At 59.6% G+C, this 16,764-nt stretch carries 16 protein-coding genes; 10 read left to right on the forward strand and 6 right to left on the reverse strand.

The features are described from left to right. Positions 1 to 36: 36 nt before the first annotated feature. Positions 37 to 663, forward strand: a complete 627-nt coding sequence (locus PH558_RS25365; protein ID WP_285207252.1) for a TetR family transcriptional regulator — start codon at positions 37 to 39, stop codon at positions 661 to 663. A gap of 60 nt (positions 664 to 723) precedes the next feature. On the opposite strand, the gene PH558_RS25370 is transcribed toward PH558_RS25365, so the two are convergent. After that, complete coding sequence (locus tag PH558_RS25370) at positions 724 to 1,569, reverse strand: LysR substrate-binding domain-containing protein (RefSeq protein WP_285207253.1); 846 nt, start codon at positions 1,567 to 1,569, stop codon at positions 724 to 726. 105 nt (positions 1,570 to 1,674) lie between these two features. Between PH558_RS25370 and PH558_RS25375 the strand changes: the two genes are divergently transcribed. The 5 genes from PH558_RS25375 (at position 1,675) to PH558_RS25395 (ending at position 7,476) form a co-directional block, all read left to right on the forward strand. Further along, positions 1,675 to 2,982: an aspartate aminotransferase family protein gene (locus PH558_RS25375; RefSeq protein ID WP_285207254.1), complete on the forward strand. Its 1,308-nt coding sequence runs from the start codon at positions 1,675 to 1,677 to the stop codon at positions 2,980 to 2,982. Between the two features lie 22 nt (positions 2,983 to 3,004). After that, positions 3,005 to 3,436: a DUF302 domain-containing protein gene (locus PH558_RS25380; RefSeq protein ID WP_285207255.1), complete on the forward strand. Its 432-nt coding sequence runs from the start codon at positions 3,005 to 3,007 to the stop codon at positions 3,434 to 3,436. Between the two features lie 78 nt (positions 3,437 to 3,514). After that, complete coding sequence (locus tag PH558_RS25385; protein WP_285207257.1) at positions 3,515 to 4,534, forward strand: alcohol dehydrogenase catalytic domain-containing protein; 1,020 nt, start codon at positions 3,515 to 3,517, stop codon at positions 4,532 to 4,534. Between the two features lie 122 nt (positions 4,535 to 4,656). Then, entirely contained in the window at positions 4,657 to 6,969 is a 2,313-nt protein-coding gene (locus tag PH558_RS25390; RefSeq protein WP_285207260.1) for an FdhF/YdeP family oxidoreductase, read from the forward strand. Between the two features lie 69 nt (positions 6,970 to 7,038). Then, a complete protein-coding gene (locus PH558_RS25395) occupies positions 7,039 to 7,476 on the forward strand; it encodes a cupin domain-containing protein (protein WP_285207261.1) in 438 nt (145 codons plus the stop codon). Between the two features lie 157 nt (positions 7,477 to 7,633). Here PH558_RS25395 and PH558_RS25400 read toward each other — a convergent pair whose 3' ends face one another. Both PH558_RS25400 and PH558_RS25405 read right to left on the reverse strand, forming a co-directional pair. Then, positions 7,634 to 9,520 carry a cation:proton antiporter domain-containing protein gene (locus PH558_RS25400; protein WP_285207262.1) on the reverse strand — a complete coding sequence of 629 codons (1,887 nt, stop codon included), beginning with the start codon at positions 9,518 to 9,520 and terminating at the stop codon, positions 7,634 to 7,636. A gap of 2 nt (positions 9,521 to 9,522) precedes the next feature. After that, positions 9,523 to 10,158 (reverse strand): NAD(P)H-dependent oxidoreductase, encoded by a 636-nt coding sequence (locus PH558_RS25405; RefSeq protein WP_285207263.1) that lies wholly within the window; start codon positions 10,156 to 10,158, stop codon positions 9,523 to 9,525. Positions 10,159 to 10,218: 60 nt separating this feature from the next. On the opposite strand from PH558_RS25405, the gene PH558_RS25410 reads away from it, so the two are divergent. Together PH558_RS25410 and PH558_RS25415 are read left to right on the forward strand one after the other, a co-directional pair. Continuing rightward, positions 10,219 to 10,494, forward strand: coding sequence for a hypothetical protein (locus PH558_RS25410; protein ID WP_285207265.1), 276 nt, complete (start codon positions 10,219 to 10,221; stop codon positions 10,492 to 10,494). 72 nt (positions 10,495 to 10,566) lie between these two features. Beyond that, positions 10,567 to 13,287 carry an ATP-binding protein gene (locus tag PH558_RS25415; RefSeq protein WP_285207266.1) on the forward strand — a complete coding sequence of 907 codons (2,721 nt, stop codon included), beginning with the start codon at positions 10,567 to 10,569 and terminating at the stop codon, positions 13,285 to 13,287. A gap of 33 nt (positions 13,288 to 13,320) precedes the next feature. Here the strand turns inward: PH558_RS25415 and PH558_RS25420 are convergent, their stop codons facing one another. From PH558_RS25420 to PH558_RS25430, 3 genes are read right to left on the reverse strand one after another with little or no spacing between them, the layout of a single operon-like run. Continuing rightward, positions 13,321 to 13,848, reverse strand: coding sequence for a peroxiredoxin (locus PH558_RS25420; protein ID WP_285207268.1), 528 nt, complete (start codon positions 13,846 to 13,848; stop codon positions 13,321 to 13,323). 18 nt (positions 13,849 to 13,866) lie between these two features. After that, positions 13,867 to 14,721, reverse strand: a complete 855-nt coding sequence (locus PH558_RS25425; RefSeq protein ID WP_285207269.1) for an alpha/beta fold hydrolase — start codon at positions 14,719 to 14,721, stop codon at positions 13,867 to 13,869. Positions 14,722 to 14,739: 18 nt separating this feature from the next. Then, the gene (locus PH558_RS25430) at positions 14,740 to 16,119 is read right to left on the reverse strand and encodes an FAD-dependent oxidoreductase (RefSeq protein ID WP_285207270.1); all 1,380 of its coding nucleotides are present in this window, start codon (positions 16,117 to 16,119) and stop codon (positions 14,740 to 14,742) included. Between the two features lie 226 nt (positions 16,120 to 16,345). Here PH558_RS25430 and PH558_RS25435 point away from each other — a divergent pair, with 226 nt between their 5' ends. Both PH558_RS25435 and PH558_RS34290 read left to right on the forward strand, forming a co-directional pair. Beyond that, the gene (locus PH558_RS25435; RefSeq protein WP_285207272.1) at positions 16,346 to 16,558 is read left to right on the forward strand and encodes a hypothetical protein; all 213 of its coding nucleotides are present in this window, start codon (positions 16,346 to 16,348) and stop codon (positions 16,556 to 16,558) included. A 15-nt stretch (positions 16,559 to 16,573) separates the two neighbouring features. After that, positions 16,574 to 16,759: a hypothetical protein gene (locus PH558_RS34290; RefSeq protein ID WP_350223822.1), complete on the forward strand. Its 186-nt coding sequence runs from the start codon at positions 16,574 to 16,576 to the stop codon at positions 16,757 to 16,759. The last annotated feature ends 5 nt before the right edge of the window (positions 16,760 to 16,764 follow it).

The raw sequence follows: 16,764 nt of genomic DNA on the forward strand, positions 1-16,764 counted from the left end.
CATATAAGGATGAAGTCTGACGACTGAGAGGAAACGATGAGCAGGACGGTGGCGGAGGACGCGCATATCAACGTTGCACGATGCGCCGCGCGCCTGTTCCTCGAAAAAGGCGTTGCTGAGACCAGCGGCGATGAGATCGCCGAGGCGGCCGGCATCTCAAGGCGGACGCTCTGGCGTTACTTCCGCACCAAGGAGAGCTGCATCGAGCCTTTGTTTGCGCTGACGTCGCAGCGCTTTGCCGAAAAGCTTGCAAGATGGCCGCTCGATATGTCGGTCGAGCGCTTTCTGGAGATCGCGTACGACTTCAGCAAAATTGACCCTAAGGAAATCGAAGACGGCAAGCTCGTCGTTCACCTCATCTCGCGGCTCGATGAAGAGCCCGCATTGCTGGAGCCTTACTTCATGGCGACGCGCATGACGGAGATCGCTATGGCGCGTGTGATTGCTTTCAGGCTGGAAATGTCGCCGACAGACTTTGAGGTCCGCCTATGCGCCGCCACCGTTGCCGCCGGCATGAGGGTCATAGACGAGACGATCAGCCGGGCAGCGGTAAAATATGGACAGATCCCAACCGTCGAGGAAACCAATGACCGGCTCGCGCAGGCGATCCGCCGTGCCAGCACCTTGCCGTTCTGCGATCCGATTACCCCGCGGCCCCGTTGATCGGCTCAGCGAATGACGAACTGGCTCCGTCCGGTCTCGGTCTTATGGAGGCCCCAATTTCTACAGGCCAGGAAGGGTCGAGCGTATATGCTCGGCAAGCGCCTTCGCAATCACCGAAGGCCGGCTCTCTCCGAACTCCACGGCCAGACCTATCGTAGGAAGCGCCGGCAGTCCGTCCGTAACGACAAAGAGGTCCGGCGGAACCGCAGTCCGAGTAAAGACGCTGATAGCGTGACCTGAGCGCGCGATCGCTGTCAGCCCCGCGAGACTGTTGCTTGCAAAGGCGACTCGGTACCGGCGGCTTGACCCCTCCATCACGTCGCAAGCCGCGCGGTAGTCGAGCGTGGCGGGTGCGGAAAGGGCAAGCGGCAGGATGGGACGATCCAGGATGGCTGGCCTGGACGAATTCGCTACCCACACGAAATCCTCTCGCCTGATGATCTCCGGACTGGCCAATTCCGAAAGCGAGATGATCCCAAGATCGATCTGCCTTCTTCTCAGCATTGGCCTCAGTTCGGTTGTCGGCGCGCATACCATTCGCAGTTCGACGTCCGGGTGCCGTTCGAAAAAGCCCCTCAGGATGGAGGGAAGGAAAGCGATAGAGTAGTCTTCCGGACAGCCCAGACTGACGGAGCCCTGCAGGGTGGCCCCGCTCATATTGGCCAGCAACTCGTCATGCTGGGCGAGAAGCGCTTCTGCATGCACAAGCAGCTTTTCGCCCGCGGACGTCAGGCGGACACCGGATCCGCTCCTATGGAGCAGGGTCTGTCCGATCGTGTCCTCAAGGCGCTGCATCTGCATGCTCAATGCCGATTGCGTGCGTCCCACCTGCTGGGATGCCACGCTTATGGAGCCGGATCGGGCGACCACTGCGAAGTTTCTGAGGACTGAAAGATCAAGGGTCATCCGGCTATCGGTTTTGTTGATATCGGAATGAAGTAATATCAATTTGCCGAAAAAGAAAACACTGCATAGTTTTTTCCTTAGCGCCAACTGGAGGAATAGGTCTCCGTGTCCCTCAATAACGAACAGAGCTTCTGGAATCAGGCGAACAGGCACCTTACGCGATATGGGCCAAGCTTCGAGAACATCATTGTCGAGCGTGCGAGCGGAAGCTACGTGTATGACGCCGACGACCGCGCCATATTGGACTTCACGTCGGGACAGATGAGCGCCCTTCTCGGCCATACCCATCCAGACATCGTCGCGACAGTCGATCGACAGATGCGTTCGGTCGCACATCTCTTCAGCGGCATGCTTTCGCGTCCGGTGGTGGAACTGGCGTCACGTCTTGCGGCGCTCGCGCCAGGTCTCGATCGTGTGCAGCTACTGACGACGGGAGCAGAATCCAACGAAGCTGCCATTCGCATGGCCAAACTTGTGACCGGCGGACATGAAGTTGTCGCCTTCGCGCAGAGCTGGCACGGGATGACGGGTGCGGCCGCTGCCGCGACCTATAGCGCGGGGCGTCGCGGATACGGGCCGACGGCTGCAGGGTCTCTCGTGATCCCTGCCCCTAACTCTTATCGTCCTCGCTTCGCTAAGCCGGATGGCACGAACGATTGGCAAACCGAGCTGGATGACGCGTTCGCGCTCATCGATAATCAGTCGACTGGAAATCTAGCCGCGTTCATTGCCGAACCAATTTTGTCGAGCGGTGGAATTCTGGAACTTCCGGCGGGTTATCTGGCAGCGCTCAAGCGAAAATGCGAGGAGCGGGGCATGCTTCTCATTCTGGATGAGGCCCAGACTGGCGTTGGCAGAACCGGGCACATGTTCGCGTTCCAAAGGGATGGCGTCACTCCCGATATCCTGACCCTCTCGAAAACGCTCGGTGCCGGCTTGCCGCTGGCTGCGGTGATGACGACCGAGGCGATCGAGCAGAAGGCGTTCGAGAAGGGATATCTGTTCTACACCACGCACGTCTCCGATCCGCTTCTCGCCGCTGTCGGCGTCACTGTCCTGGACGTTGTCGAACGAGAGGGACTTGTCGCTGCCGCAGTCGAGCGTGGCGCAAGGTTGCGGGCCGGACTTGCCTCTCTTCAGCAGAGATTCGAATGCGTTGGCGATGTGCGTGGTCGCGGCCTTTTGATGGGTCTGGAGATCGTGGCGGATCGGCAGACGAAAGCGCCGGGATTCACACTTGGTGCCAAGATCATGGAAGAGGCGATGCGGCGCGGCCTGAGCATGAACATTGTCAAACTGCCCGGAATGGGCGGTGTGTTTCGCATCGCACCGCCACTGACCGTCTCGGACCAGGAAATCGATCGCGGTATCGAAATCATGTCCGATTCCATTCAGGCCGCGTCCGGAGCCTGACCGATCTGTCGACTTTGATTCCGTGGTCGACCGCATATTCAAAGCGATCGGCCGGACCGACCGGTCCACGCTGGCTTCGATCTTGAGCGAAACCGATTTCGTTCGTTTCTCAGAGCGAATTCACTCGGCAACGGGGCCGTCCGGACTCATGGAATTCGCCACGTACGATCTCGGCGACGCGGTTGGAAAGGATGGCCGCGCGGATGCCTACCGCATCATCCGGATCGTTGCTGGAAATCCGCTTATCATGAGGCAGATGGTGGCATCGGTGCCACACGCCGGCTCATACGCGCCGATCACCATTCTGGTCTACGAGGAGGGTGAAAAGGTGATGCTGGCCTATGACCGTATGGAGAGCTATCTGCAACCGTTCGCGTCGGAGCAGGCAATGGAAGTGGCGCGGTCGCTGGACAACAAGGTCTTGGCGCTGCTGGCGGACGCGGCCTCGGTGTAGGGAAGCGGGAACGTACAATTATTTCCAGGAAGTTGCTGAGATGGTCGGCGCAATTTCGCCCTCAACTGGAGAAAGTTCATGGCCGACCAACCCAAGACCTACCTAGCCTGCCAGGCCGTCGCCCCTGGAAAACTCGAATTTGTCCAGAAGGAGCTCAGAGATCCTCCAGCCGGCCACGTTCGAATAAAAGTCGAAGCATGCGGCGTGTGCCACTCGGATGGCGCTACTGTAGAGGGCGCGTTCCCGATCCAGTGGCCCCGCGTCCCCGGACACGAGGTCGTGGGCACCGTCGAAGTCATCGGCGACGGCGTCGAAGGATGGACGGTCGGGCAACGTGTCGGCGTAGGCTTCCTGGGCGGTAGCTGCGGCCACTGCTCGCAGTGCCGCTCCGGGCATCTCGTGAACTGCGAAAACCAGGAGTTCACCGGCATCCATCAAGATGGCGGCTACGCCGAATACATGATCGCCAAGGCGACAGGACTGGTTTCCATCCCGGACGATCTCTCCGATGTCGAGGCGGCGCCTCTTCTTTGTGCGGGTCTGACGACGTTCAGTGCGCTGCGCAATTCCAACGCACGTCCCGGCGATCGCGTCGCGATCTTCGGCATCGGCGGCCTCGGCCATCTCGCCATCCAGTATGCCCGCCACATGGGATATGAAGTCGTTGCCATTGGCAGGAGCGAGGCAGTCGGCGAGCTCGCTTCGAAATTGGGTGCCCACCACTACATCGACTCCTCGAAGCGGAACGTCACCGAGGCCCTCCTCGAGCTCGGCGGCGCGGATTTGGTTCTGGCGACCGCATCAGGCGGCTCGGTTGCAAAGGACACGATCGGCGCAATTCGTCCACGGGGTCAGATCGTCGTACTCGGGGCGTCGCCCGAGCCGGTCGAGGTCCCGACCGGCGCGCTCTTGTTCGGCAGCCGCTCCATCCAAGGCGCGCTTACGGGCGATCCGGGCACGGCTGACACCACTTTGAGATTCAGCAGCCTTCAGGGCGTCAACGCTATCATCGAGGATACCCCCTTCACGAGCGCGATCGACGCCTATGCCAAGATGATGGCCGGCAAAGCCAAGTTCCGCATCGTCTTGAAGATGTGAAAGCCGGCCTCCTCCCACGACGTGGGAGGCCGCTCCCGAGAGTGCCCGGTACGTAGCTGCGCTAACAGTTCGTCGGGAAGGCTCTCCACGGGAGGTCGTTTCTCAAACAGCGAGATTAGTACATGAGCAGCAAGGATCCAGAAGGTATCGTCCCTTACGACGCTCCTGCAGGGGGCTGGGGGGCGTTGAAGGCCGTAGCAAGGACGTTGAAGGAACAGCAGGTCGTCTTCGACGGCGTTCAGGCCCTCTTGCGCGCAAATCAGCCCGACGGCTTCGACTGCCCCGGCTGCGCATGGCCAGATCCGAAGCATACGTCCGCATTCGAGTTCTGCGAGAATGGAGCGAAGGCGATTACGTGGGAATCGACGAAGAAGCGGGCCGACCCAAGCTTCTTCGCCCAGCATTCTGTATCGGACCTGTGGACCTGGACCGATCACAAGCTCGAAGATGCGGGGCGCCTGACTAGCCCCCTGCTCTACGACGCGGAGTCAGATCATTTCATTCCTATCGAATGGGCCGACGCGTTCGCCCGGATCGGGGCGTCCCTTCGAGCGCTCCCTGACCCGAACCAGGCCGAATTCTACACGTCCGGCCGCGCTTCGAACGAGGCGGCCTTCATGTATCAGCTATTCGTTCGCGCCTTCGGCACCAACAACTTTCCCGATTGCTCGAACATGTGCCACGAGGCCACGTCGGTGGGGCTGCCGCAATCCATCGGCGTCGGAAAAGGCACGGTCGAGCTCAGCGACTTCGAAGAATGCGACCTCGTCATCAGCATAGGTCACAATCCAGGAACGAACCATCCGAGGATGATGTCCACCCTTCACGAGTGCTCGCGCCGCGGCGTCCCGATCCTCGTGTTCAACCCATTGCGTGAGCGCGCGCTGGAACGCTTCGCGGCTCCGCAGAACCCCGTCGAGATGGTCACTCTGTCCTCGACGCCGATCGCCTCGGCCTACCATCAGGTCAAAGCCGGCGGCGACCTGGCGCTTCTCAAGGGTATCATCAAGATCGTTTTCGAACGTGACGCAGCCGATATCGCCGCCGGCGGGAGCGGCGTTCTCGATTGGGAGTTCGTCGAGAGACACACGCTGGGCGTCGACGACCTGCGTGCAGACGTAGCACAGGTCGAATGGTCCCAGATCGCTCGTAAGTCTGGCATCGAACGCGAGGCGTTCGAAGGAATTGCGGATCTCTATCTGAACTCTGAGCGCGTCATCATCTGTTACGGCATGGGTATCACGCAACATGCGACCGGAACCGAAGTCGTCCAGCAGCTCGCCAACCTTCTGCTGTTGCGAGGGAACATCGGCAAGCCCGGCGCGGGCATATGTCCAGTACGCGGCCACTCCAACGTCCAGGGCGACCGGACCGTCGGCATCACGGAAATCCCAAACGACGACCTGCTCGACGGAATGCAAAAGGCCTTCGGTTTCCGCCCTTCGGGTGCCAAGGGCCATAACGCTATCGAAAGCATCGAAGCGATCATGGCCGGCTCGTCAAAGGCGCTGGTCTGCCTAGGCGGCAATCTTGCGGTGGCCATGTCTGACCCCGAGGCCACTTTCGCAGCGATGAGGAAGCTAGACCTCGCCGTTCACCTCGCCACCAAGCCCAACCGCTCTCATCTCCTGACTGCGAGGACCACGATCATACTTCCCGTCCTCGGTCGCACCGATCAGGACCTACAAATATCTGGTCCCCAGGCAGTCACGGTCGAGGATTCGATGTCGATGGTCCATGCCTCGCGTGGCTTTCTGAAGCCCCCAGCCGAAACTCTAATGTCCGAGCCGGCGATCATTGCGGCTATCGCGAAAGCAACCATCGGCGACAAGTATGGCATCGCCTGGGACGAACTCGTCGCCAACTACGACCGGATCCGCGATAAGATAGAGATCGTGTTTCCCGACTTTAAAGACTTCAACCGCCGGGTGAGAAAGCCGGGTGGCTTCAGGCTTACAATTCCAGCATCGCAGCGAGTCTGGAAGACCGCGACCGGAAAGGCGAACTTCATTATTGCGAGAGGCCTTGAAGAAGACGAAAGAATGAACGGTCAGGACAGCCTGGTGATGACAACGATTAGAAGCCACGGCCAATACAACACGACGGTCTACAACCTGGATGACCGGTATCGTGGCGTATTCGGCAGACGGGATGTCGTCTTCATGAACAAGCTTGACATGGAGGTGCGCGGACTATCTCACGGGGATCAGATCGATGTTGCCGCAATAGAGCGCGCCCCTTCGGGTTCAGGAAGGCTGGTCAGCGGCTTTACCGCAATCGAGTACGATATACCGCGCGGATCGGTCGCTGGCTATTATCCGGAAATGAACCGCGTCATCGCGCTTTCCGACTATGATCCGCGATCCGGTACCCCGGCATATAAAGGCGTCCCGGTCACTATTTCGAAGATGGCAGCAAAGGCGGGCGCCGCTTGACGCGGGACTAAAGCCGTCCTGCCACCCCTACGTCCCAATAATCTAAACTCAAACTGAGAAGGTATGCCAATGCCCGACGAAAAGCCGTCCAACTCCGCTCGTTTCAACATCGCGAAAATCGCATCTACGTTCCCGAGCAAAGCTGATACCCTGCTCGTGGACTATTACCTCACGAACCGAGACGCGGCTAGCGCACGCGTATTCCGCGTCTATAAGGGAACACCCGCGCATTACCACGAGGGTTGCGACGAGTACCTCTTTGTAATTTCCGGACGCGGGACATTTTGGATGGAAGACGCATCGACCGAAGCCGAGTTTCAGCCCGGCGACCTTCTTTTTTTCCAGAAAGGCACGGTCCACGCATTACCCACAATTCTCGAGGAGCCTATCGTCTTCCTGTCGGTCGACACCCCCCGGCGAAAGCCCACCGATATCATCTTCATTGACCCGACAAGCGGCTCGGTCGAGACATTCGTGCAGCGAAACGCAGTATCCTCCAACACATGAAGTCCACGTAGGACGGCCTTAGCCTTTTGCCGAACGTTCACCTGGGGCACGCGCAAGCACGTCCCAAGCCCCGCCAGCTTTCAGTCCGGCTTGTTTCGGCTCAGGTGCGCGCCCGACAAATCTTCTGTTTTCATTGTCGCCGCGGCCGCCGCCACCTTCAACTCAAATTCGCCGGCCGATGGCGGGTTTCGAGTTCAGGTGGATTCCACCCACGCGCCACGGCGTCATCGAATGGTCCACGATCGCCGACCATGGCATCCGATATGATTTTTCCAATATCGTTGAACCCAGCGATGAAATCTGGATTGTCGGCCACGGGCGTCACGCCGTCGAAGAGCGGCGCCATTTTGTCCAGGCCGGCTCGGTCTTCCTTGACGAAGACGCGCTTTCGCTTTTCCACCTCGTATGGATGCATCCCCAAAAACTCGAGGGCCGTTCCGGCGGCATTGACGGAACTGGCGAAGAGCTCTCGCACGATGTTGTCGGCTCCAGCCTCCTCCAGGCGATAGTAATGAAGCCGGTCAAACGCACGCACGATGATCTTTATCTGCGGGTTAACTCGTCGGGCGTGTTCAACGATCTCAACCGCGCGGTCCGCATCGTCGATTGCCACGACCAAAAGGTGCGCCTTGGCAAGGCCGGCAGATTCCAACAGGTCAGGCCGGCCGGCATCGCCGAAGAATGACCGGATGCCAAACTTACGAAGGTCGTCGACAACATCAGCCCGGTAGTCGAGAACCACTGGCTTGTACCCGTTGGCTAGCAGCATGCGGATGACGATCTGACCGAAGCGACCCAGGCCCGCGACGATGACCGTTCCTTCGTCAGGCCGTTCAGCGGAACGCCTTGCCCTGTCCCGCCCCTCCAACATAACAACCAGGCGATCGTAGAGGACGAAGAGGCCAGGGGTCAGGATCATGCTCAGTGCGATGATCAAGACCGAGATCGAGGCCATCGACCGAGTAAGAACTCCTATCTGCTCACCGATCGACAGAAGCACGAAACCAAACTCCCCCGCCTGCGCCAGTCCAAGGGCAAGCAGCCAGCCTGCGGAGGACCTCAGCCGGAATATCCACGCAAGGGGCAGGAGAACGATGATCTTGACAGCGATCAGGCCCAAGGTGGCGCCTAGGACCGTCGGCCAGCTCTGGACAAGAACCGAGGTTTGGATCTTTGCACCGATTGTCATGAAAAAGAGACCAAGCAGGAGCCCCTTGAATGGTTCTATATCGTTCTCAAGCTCGTGCTTGAACTCGCTGTTCGCAAGCACCACACCGGCAAGGAACGCTCCGAGAGCGGGCGACAGGCCCACCAGAATCATCAGGAGGGCGATGCCGACAACCAGCAGCAGGGCCGCGGCGGTGAACACCTCGCGAAGTCCCAGCCTGGCAATCATCCTGAAAATCGGCCTCGATAGAAAGTGTCCTCCAGCCACCACAAAGCCGACGGTCGCCATCGTGACAACAGTCGACGCCCAGGCCGGCAGGGATGAAAGAACACCACTGTCAGCCTGTTGGGATCCGACTGCTGCTCCCGATGATAGGATGGGAATGCAGGCGAGCATCGGAATGACGGCAAGATCCTGAAACAGCAGAACCGCGAAGCTCGAACGGCCGCCATCGGATTCCAGGAGGCTCTTTTCTCCAAGGGTCTGGAGCACGATCGCCGTCGACGACAATGCCGCGACAAACCCGAAGAGCATGCCTTGCTGCCACGTCAAGCCGAATCCTATCGAACAGCCCATGACCGCGAACGTCGTCGCGGTCACCTGGAGGCCCCCGAGGCCGATCAGCTTGTTCCTCAATCGCCAAACCATCTGCGGGTCGATTTCGAGTCCGATGAGAAACAACATCATGATGATGCCGAACTCGGAGAACTCTTCGAGGTAGCCCGCTCCAGTGTCTGCGAAGTGCAGCACGGGTCCAACGATGACGCCCGCGATTATATAGCCCACGACGGAGCCGAGTCCCAAGCGATGGGAGACGACGACGGCAAGAACCGCGGCGGCGAGATAGGCGAACGCATAGGTGGCCAGGCCTTCCAAGGTCAGACTCCGACGAACGTGGGGATCGAGGACCGCGTCAGCAAATCCCTCGACATCAGAGACGCCGGGTCGAGGTCGCCGGACGAAACTGCCGATAGCAGGCGTCCGTAGGCGAAGATGTGCCCGCGGGCACTCTCGCTTTCTATGTGGTTTGCGGAATGCAGAACGAACGGGGGCAGAAATCGCATGCCGCACAACGACGCCGTTTGCTCCAACGGCAGCAGAAAGCTCCGAAAAGGATGGCGGTTCCCGCCATCTGATGAGTAGTCATGCTCGCTGCCGCCGGTGGTGGTCGCTACAAGCAAGAACTTGCCATCAAGCTTCTTGCCTGCTGGACCGTATGCGAAACCATATTCAAGAACCAGATCTTGATACTCTTTCAATATTGCCGGGGTCGAATACCAGAAGGTCGGAAACTGGAAGACGATGAGGTCATGCGCACTCAGCCGGGCCTGCTCGCGGTCGACGTCGATCTCAAAGCGCGGGTATTCTTCATAAAGATCGACAAATGAGATGTTGGTCAGCTTCCTTGCCTCGGACGCCATCGCAAGATTGATGCTGGACCGTCGTTGGGCGGGGTGGGCAAAAAGAACGATCGTTCGCATTCGGATGGCCTCGGCATCAGTAACAACCTTCACTGGGCCGTCCCGCAGGGGGCTTTCGCGCGTGCGCAAGATACAGACATCGATCCTCAATTCTTGGACGATCCGATCCTGGCCATCAGTGCCTGCCATGTTGTGGCCGGAACGTTTCCGGCAGATTTCGCCAAGAAAAGTATCGACGGAACCGGCACAAAGCAGGAGCGAACAATCAAGGTTGACCCAATGACGATCGAAGAGTTGCTCACCGACCCTCTAATCGCGATGATGAATGCTGCCGATGCGATCGAAGCGAAGTCGTTTGCTCTTCTGCTTCACGACGCGGCAGGGCGTGTCCGTTCGCGCAAGGCCGCCTTACGGAAGGCCGCCTTATAAAGGCCGGTTGAGGGATTTGCGGGAGACCAGCCGCTGTTGTAGTTTCATCGTGGGAGGACTAACGGATGCGATATGTCTGTTTATTGCTTTGAGAACTTCTCCCTGGATGTCGATGGCCGCCTGCTATCTGCCCAAGGCGCGCCCCTCCACCTCGGAAGTCGCGCTTTCGACATCCTCGCGACTTTAGTTGCTAGAGCTGGCCAGGTAGTCAGCAAGGAAGAACTCATCAAGGCTGTCTGGCCCGCGACCTCGGTCGACGAGGGAGCGCTGAGGGTGCATCTCGTTTCACTTCGTAAGTCGCTGGGCGGCCGGGCGAAAGACTTTATTGCGAACGTACCGGGGCGCGGCTACCAATTTATTCCGGAAGTTTGCCTGGCGGTACAGGCATCTGCTGGTACAGCGGAACGAGGTCCAAGATCGACGCTGCCAAACCAGTCGGTTCCCTTGATCGGGCGTGAGCAGTTCATAAGCGATGTACAGGACTGTCTCGCGTCGACGCCGCTCTTGACGATCGTCGGCCCCGGAGGGATCGGCAAGACATCCGTTGCCATTGCGGTCGCAAACGTCATGGCGACAACCCATCGTGTCGTATTTCTGGATCTTGCCTCGGTTACGGAAGGCAATAACCTGGCCCCCTCTCTAGCCAGCGCTTTAGGCCAGAACGTCTATGGCTCGAACGCCATGCCGGCGATCCTCTCCGAGCTCGACAAAGGGCCGACCCTGATTGTTCTCGACAACTGCGAGCACGTCGTCGATGCGGCAGCCGACGTTGCGGAAGAGATACTACGAAGGACCGGCGCGACGATCCTCGCGACCAGCAGGGAACCTCTGCGAACAACGCATGAGAAAATTCGTCAACTGCCCCCACTCACCTTCCCGCTCGCGGACTTGGATTGCCTGGAGCGATCCAGCTACTCCGCTTTGGAGCTGTTCATTTCACTGGTCTCCCTGGTCGACGACAGAAACGACTTCGACGATCCGCAGGTTTTGGCCGACGCAGCAGACATCGTAAGAAGGCTGGACGGCATCCCGCTGGCAATCGAACTTGCAGCAGCTCGATCCTTGGAAATGGACCTTTCAGGATTGCGCCGATCGTTGGTAGACCCGTTTACGACGCTACGCCGTGGAAGACGCACCGCTCCACCCCGCCAGCAGACCCTGCGCGCCGCCCTGGACTGGAGCTACCAGACGCTTTCGCCCCACGAGGCCGAGCTCTTACAACGGCTTTCCGTATTCTCCGGAACATTCCGCAGTGAAGACGCGCTTGCCGTGAGCAGCCGCCAGATCTCGGACGATGAATTTTATGACGCATTCGACGGGCTCTTTTTGAAGTCTCTTTTGGCGCCGGGGGGAGAAGGCGGCCGCTATCGGCTGCTTGCAACGACGCGCGATTATGCAATGGAGAAACTGGCGGCATCCCCGTACGAACGAGAATGCAGACTGGCGCACGCGCGGCATTGCAAAGGGGAGCTGGTCGCGGCTGAATCCGACTGGAACGCCTTGGCTTCGGAGAAATGGTTCTCCAGGTATGGCGGTTTGATTCACGACTTGCGGTCGGCGCTCGCGTTCAGCTTTTCGGCCGTCGGCGAGGAGCAGCTTGCGGTGGAGCTCGCCGCGTCATCGAATATAATCTGGACCCAGCTTGGCTTTATGACGGAGCAGTTGGAAGTCGCCGAAAGGGCTTTGGAGCTGATCCGTTCCATGGACCAGCTCGATCCCCCTACGGAGATGCATCTAAGGCTCTCGTACGGCGGGACCCTCTACCACATCTGCCCGTCCAAAGAAGACGAATTCGCCTTGAACGAGCTGACGCAAGCCCTCGCCATCTCCGAGCTGCTGGACGACGGCGCCGACGCGCTTCGGGCGACCGGCGGGATATCCGCCATCCACTGCATGAACGGAAGATATGACGAGGCCCTTGCCGCAGCCGATCGCTTCGACCGGCGCTTCGGCCATGTGCTTCCGAATGCCGTCAGTCGCTCGCGCGCCCCCAACCTGTTTTCTGTAGGAAACTTCAACGAAGCGCTCAATCAAGCGAATATCACGATGCTCCTGGCCAAAGGACGAACGCGGGGAACGTTGAACAACGGGGCAAGCTACGACCAGCGTCTGAGCCCCCTGGCCACAGTCGTGAAGACGCAGTGGATCCAGGGAAGGTTTCGCGATGCTGCGAACAGTTTGCACTCTGCGCTGAACGAGGCCGAAGCGTTGGATCATGCAATTTCCACGTGCCTTTATCTTTCAGTCTCAGCATACCCCACGGCGCTCGGCATGGGCGACACCGCTCTTGCTCGAACTCTTCTGAAGCAGCTCCTGAAGGACGCCGAAGACAATTCGCTAATCCGCTGGCTGGAGTGGGGACAAACCTATCGGGCGGTAGCGAACGCCTGTGAGGCGGGCGACCAAGGTCTTTTCAACAAGACTTTGACCCCCGTCACGGGCGCCCGTTTTGAAAACGGGCTGATAGCGGGCGGCGAACTGGCAAACGAAGAGACAATCGATCGCGCGCTCTCGGGTGAACCTGGGTGGTGTCGCGCCGAGCTGCTTCGACTGCGCGGCGAGCTTGGGTTGGAGAAAAACGCGGGCGAAGCTCGTGAGCGCCTCCGGGAATCTTACGACGTTGCGAAAGCCCAGGGCGCCGGTTTTTGGGAGCTGAGGGCTGCACGGAGCCTTTTGCTCCATGCTCCTGCTGGGCAGCAAAGCACCGCTCGCGACTTGCTTCGCGAGACACTGTCGCGCTTCCATGGGGAGTTGGAAGTTCCGGATTTGGCGAACGCGCGAGCTCTCGCCTAACGGTGCCTGCCCCATATGTGGGCGTACCTCAGATCAGCCGGCCTGCAAGTGGCGCAGCATCGTGTCGGCGTCCGAAATAGTGACAGTCAGCCCATCGGAATTGTCGCTCAGATCGGGCTCGGCGTGGAGTGCACGGATCTCCCCGTCGACGACGTGCATGGCATATCGCCAGCTCCGCATCCCCATGCCGCTGCTCGTGTGTTGGACAAGCATCCCCATCTGCCTTGTGAAGTCGCCGTTCCCATCGGGGAGCATGAAGACCTTCTGGATGTTTCGCGCTTTTGCCCACTGGAACATCACGAACGCATCGTTGACCGCGAGGCAAATGACCTCATCCACGCCTGCAGCGCGGAAGTCGTCGTAGAGCCGCTCAAAACCAGGAAGATGGCTTTCCGAACACGCCGGGGTGAAAGCTCCTGGGAGGCCAAACAGCACGATGCTTCTGCCGGAGAAGATGTCGCTTGAGTTCAGTGTCTTCCATTCGAAGGGATTCGGTCCGCCAAGGTCAGGATTCCGGACGCGGGTGTGGAACTTCACGTTTGGGACGCGCGACGGCAGCATGGTCTCTCCGATCAGCTTTCAATGGCTGGCAACGAACGCCGCGATGGCTCGCGCGACGAACTCAGGCTCCTGGTGATGGGGAGCATGTCCAGACTGGGGAGTAGTCAGAAGGTGCATCGACTGCCACTTGCGTGAAAGGCCATACCAATTTTCCACGGGGCACGCGATGTCGTGGTCCCCACTTACCACGAGGATCGGGATTTCAGACGTTGCAAGGGCGGACATGTATGCGCCTTCCGGATCGGGGAATATCGTCGACCGGTCCTTTGCCTCGCTCAGCAGCTTCATGAAGGTGCTTTCCGGGATGGTCGGCGACCTGTCCCTTTTGCGATTTGCGAGCCGGTCGTGCGACCGTGCCGCGGCCGCCGTGCTCCGGCCCGACTGCGGTTCGAAGAATAAGATAAACTCGTCTTCAAGATCGTTTTGCGGCTTCATCGCCGTCCTCATAAACAAGGGGTCGCCGGGCACTTCAGGCGTTCCGGGAGGAGCCGTCCCTATGAGGACTGCATGTGAAACGGCCTCGGGAAACTTCGCCGCGACGACCTGTGCGACAACGCCGCCCAATGACCAGCCGCCAATCACGACCTTGCCGAAGCCCAGATAGTCGATCAGATCTTTCGCGTCCTGAGCAAGAGATTCCCGCAGATAAGTCGGCTCGCCGGAGGACGCCCCGAGGCCCGTGTAGTCAAAGATGACGACGGTAAAGGATTTCGCCAGTTCATCCAGGAACAGCGGGTCCCACGCGTCGAGCGTCCCGCGGAAACGCACCGCCAGCACGAGCGGCGTGCCGCTCCCGAACATGCGGTAAGCGATCTTCCTGCTCGAGAGATCTGCAAATTTGGTCGGTGCGGCGTCCGCTTTCGACAAAGCCATGGCAATTTTTCCTTCCTGTCAATTTGTTGGCGGGGCGACCGTAGCGAAGAGCATGTTCAGACCCTCCGAGATCGTGGGGTGGGCGAAGATGCCGTCTCGAAGCGCGGTGTAGGGCAGACCGCCTAGCATTGTCATCTGGACCACCGTCATCACGTCACCGGCGTTGACGCCCAACATGCTAAAGCCGATTATCCGATCGCTCCGCTGCTCGACCAGCGCCTTCATAAAGCCGCTCCTCTTCGAAAGCGTCCTCGCGCGAGGGATCACATCCATGGGCAGCTTGGCCACGCGGTAGCGCACGCCCGCCTGTCGAGCCTCGTTCTCGTTCAAGCCGATCCTGGCGAACTCGGGGTCGATGAACACGCAGTACGGGATCAGCCTGTCGACGGTGGTACGTGCTCCGCCTGTCAATCCGCTCTTCACTACCCGATAGTCATCGAGAGAGGCGTGGGTGAACATTGGGGTGCCGGCAACCTCGCCCATTGCCCAGACTTCGGGCGCAGACGTTCTAAGATGGTCATCAACCTTGATGAAGCCGCGGTCGTCGAGTTCAACGCCTGCTATGTCGAGCCCGATTCCCTGCGTGCGCGGCTTCCGGCCTGCGGCAACAAGGATGTGCGATCCTTCATAGACATGACCGTTGCACTCTACCCGGACCGCGTCGCCCGATTTTCCGCTGACCTTGAGGTCCTTCGCGTTCAGGACGATCGTCAGCCCCTCCTCGGTGAGTGCGTCAAAGATCGCATCGCTTGCGTCCTGGTCCTCACGGGACGCCAACCGGGAGTTTCGCTCGATTATTGTGACTTCGGCCCCGAACCGACGAACTGCCTGCCCCAGTTCCAGCCCGATGTAGCCTCCGCCAATGACGATCAGCTTTTTAGGGAGAGAGACGATCTTGAGCGCCTCGACGTGCGTGAGAGGCGATGCCTCCGCTAGCCCCGGCACATCAGGGACTTGCGCACTCGTTCCGAGATTGATGTAGACCTTCTCCCCTCGGAGCGTGCGAACTCCGGCTTCGGTGCGAACTTCGATCGTTTTCGGGGCGACAAATTTTCCCCAGCCGATCACGAGCGTCATGCCGCTGGCGTCGAACGACGCCTGGTTCGCCTTGACCATCTCGGCGACAACCCTCGCCGTCCTGCCGGCGACCGCTCCAAAGTCGGCGCCGACGCCATCGGCTAGCGAACCGAACTCTGTCGGGCTTCGCAACGCATGAGCGATCTCGGCGCTTCGGATGAATGTCTTGCTGGGAATGCAAGCGATATTGATGCACGAACCGCCGATCATCCCCGCTTCGATCATCGCCACTCGCTTCCCGGCCTTTGCCTGATCGACCGCGAGGGTTTTTCCAGCCTTCCCGCCGCCAAAAATCAAGATGTCGAAATGTTCAATCTGCATAGTCCGTACCTCTATTTTTCGGGTCGGTTATAGAGGGGCCTCGGTTGCTGGAATTGTAGGATGCGGTCCTTTTCGAACGGCCGCCGTCGACTGTCACGGGTTCAACGCAAAGCTCAGGCTGATCTGGATGCCGTGAGGCCCGACGATCCGTGAAAGCCGACCGGCCCGCCTCTGGTGCTCGGAACTCCGAGCGCGGACCGTGGTTATGGTCAAGAAGGAGATCACTATGACGAAGATAACTGACGGCGCGAACGACCGCCCAAAGGACGAAACCATCGCTCAGAGCGGCGGCGGCTTACCCGACGATTCCGGCGCTCTGATCGAGGCGTCCGACGAAGAGATCGCTCGCCTGCGTGCGAAGCTCGGCGCCAGCGAGCGACAGAGCGAGAAGGAAGACCTTGAGAGGCAGCCGAAACGGCCGAAGCACAGGACGGCCTGACTACCGGACGCTTTCATGACCTATCTGGTCGAAATCCTACTTCCGCTGTCCGGCGACGACGGCCCTGCGGTTCTTGAAAAAGTACGGTACGAACTCACGGAAGTATTCGGCGGCGTCACGATGCATATCAACTCTCCGGCCGAAGGCCTCTGCAAGAACGAGGGGATATCGACCGCGATCAGATCGTGGTCGTCGAGGTGATGACC

The sequence above is a fragment of the Rhizobium pantanalense genome (genome assembly GCF_030182525.1).
In the GTDB taxonomy this organism is placed as follows: domain Bacteria; phylum Pseudomonadota; class Alphaproteobacteria; order Rhizobiales; family Rhizobiaceae; genus Rhizobium.

Excerpts from the sequence above, each read along its gene's own strand:
- PH558_RS25420 (WP_285207268.1), bottom strand. The coding sequence starts at position 13,848 with ATGCTGCCGTCGCGCGTCCCAAACGTGAAGTTCCACACCCGCGTCCGG.
- PH558_RS25365 (WP_285207252.1), top strand. The coding sequence starts at position 37 with ATGAGCAGGACGGTGGCGGAGGACGCGCATATCAACGTTGCACGATGC.
- PH558_RS25425 (WP_285207269.1), bottom strand. The coding sequence starts at position 14,721 with ATGGCTTTGTCGAAAGCGGACGCCGCACCGACCAAATTTGCAGATCTC.
- PH558_RS25385 (WP_285207257.1), top strand. The coding sequence starts at position 3,515 with ATGGCCGACCAACCCAAGACCTACCTAGCCTGCCAGGCCGTCGCCCCT.
- PH558_RS25370 (WP_285207253.1), bottom strand. The coding sequence starts at position 1,569 with ATGACCCTTGATCTTTCAGTCCTCAGAAACTTCGCAGTGGTCGCCCGA.
- PH558_RS25435 (WP_285207272.1), top strand. The coding sequence starts at position 16,346 with ATGACGAAGATAACTGACGGCGCGAACGACCGCCCAAAGGACGAAACC.
- PH558_RS25415 (WP_285207266.1), top strand. The coding sequence starts at position 10,567 with ATGTCTGTTTATTGCTTTGAGAACTTCTCCCTGGATGTCGATGGCCGC.
- PH558_RS25395 (WP_285207261.1), top strand. The coding sequence starts at position 7,039 with ATGCCCGACGAAAAGCCGTCCAACTCCGCTCGTTTCAACATCGCGAAA.
- PH558_RS25390 (WP_285207260.1), top strand. The coding sequence starts at position 4,657 with ATGAGCAGCAAGGATCCAGAAGGTATCGTCCCTTACGACGCTCCTGCA.
- PH558_RS34290 (WP_350223822.1), top strand. The coding sequence starts at position 16,574 with ATGACCTATCTGGTCGAAATCCTACTTCCGCTGTCCGGCGACGACGGC.
- PH558_RS25430 (WP_285207270.1), bottom strand. The coding sequence starts at position 16,119 with ATGCAGATTGAACATTTCGACATCTTGATTTTTGGCGGCGGGAAGGCT.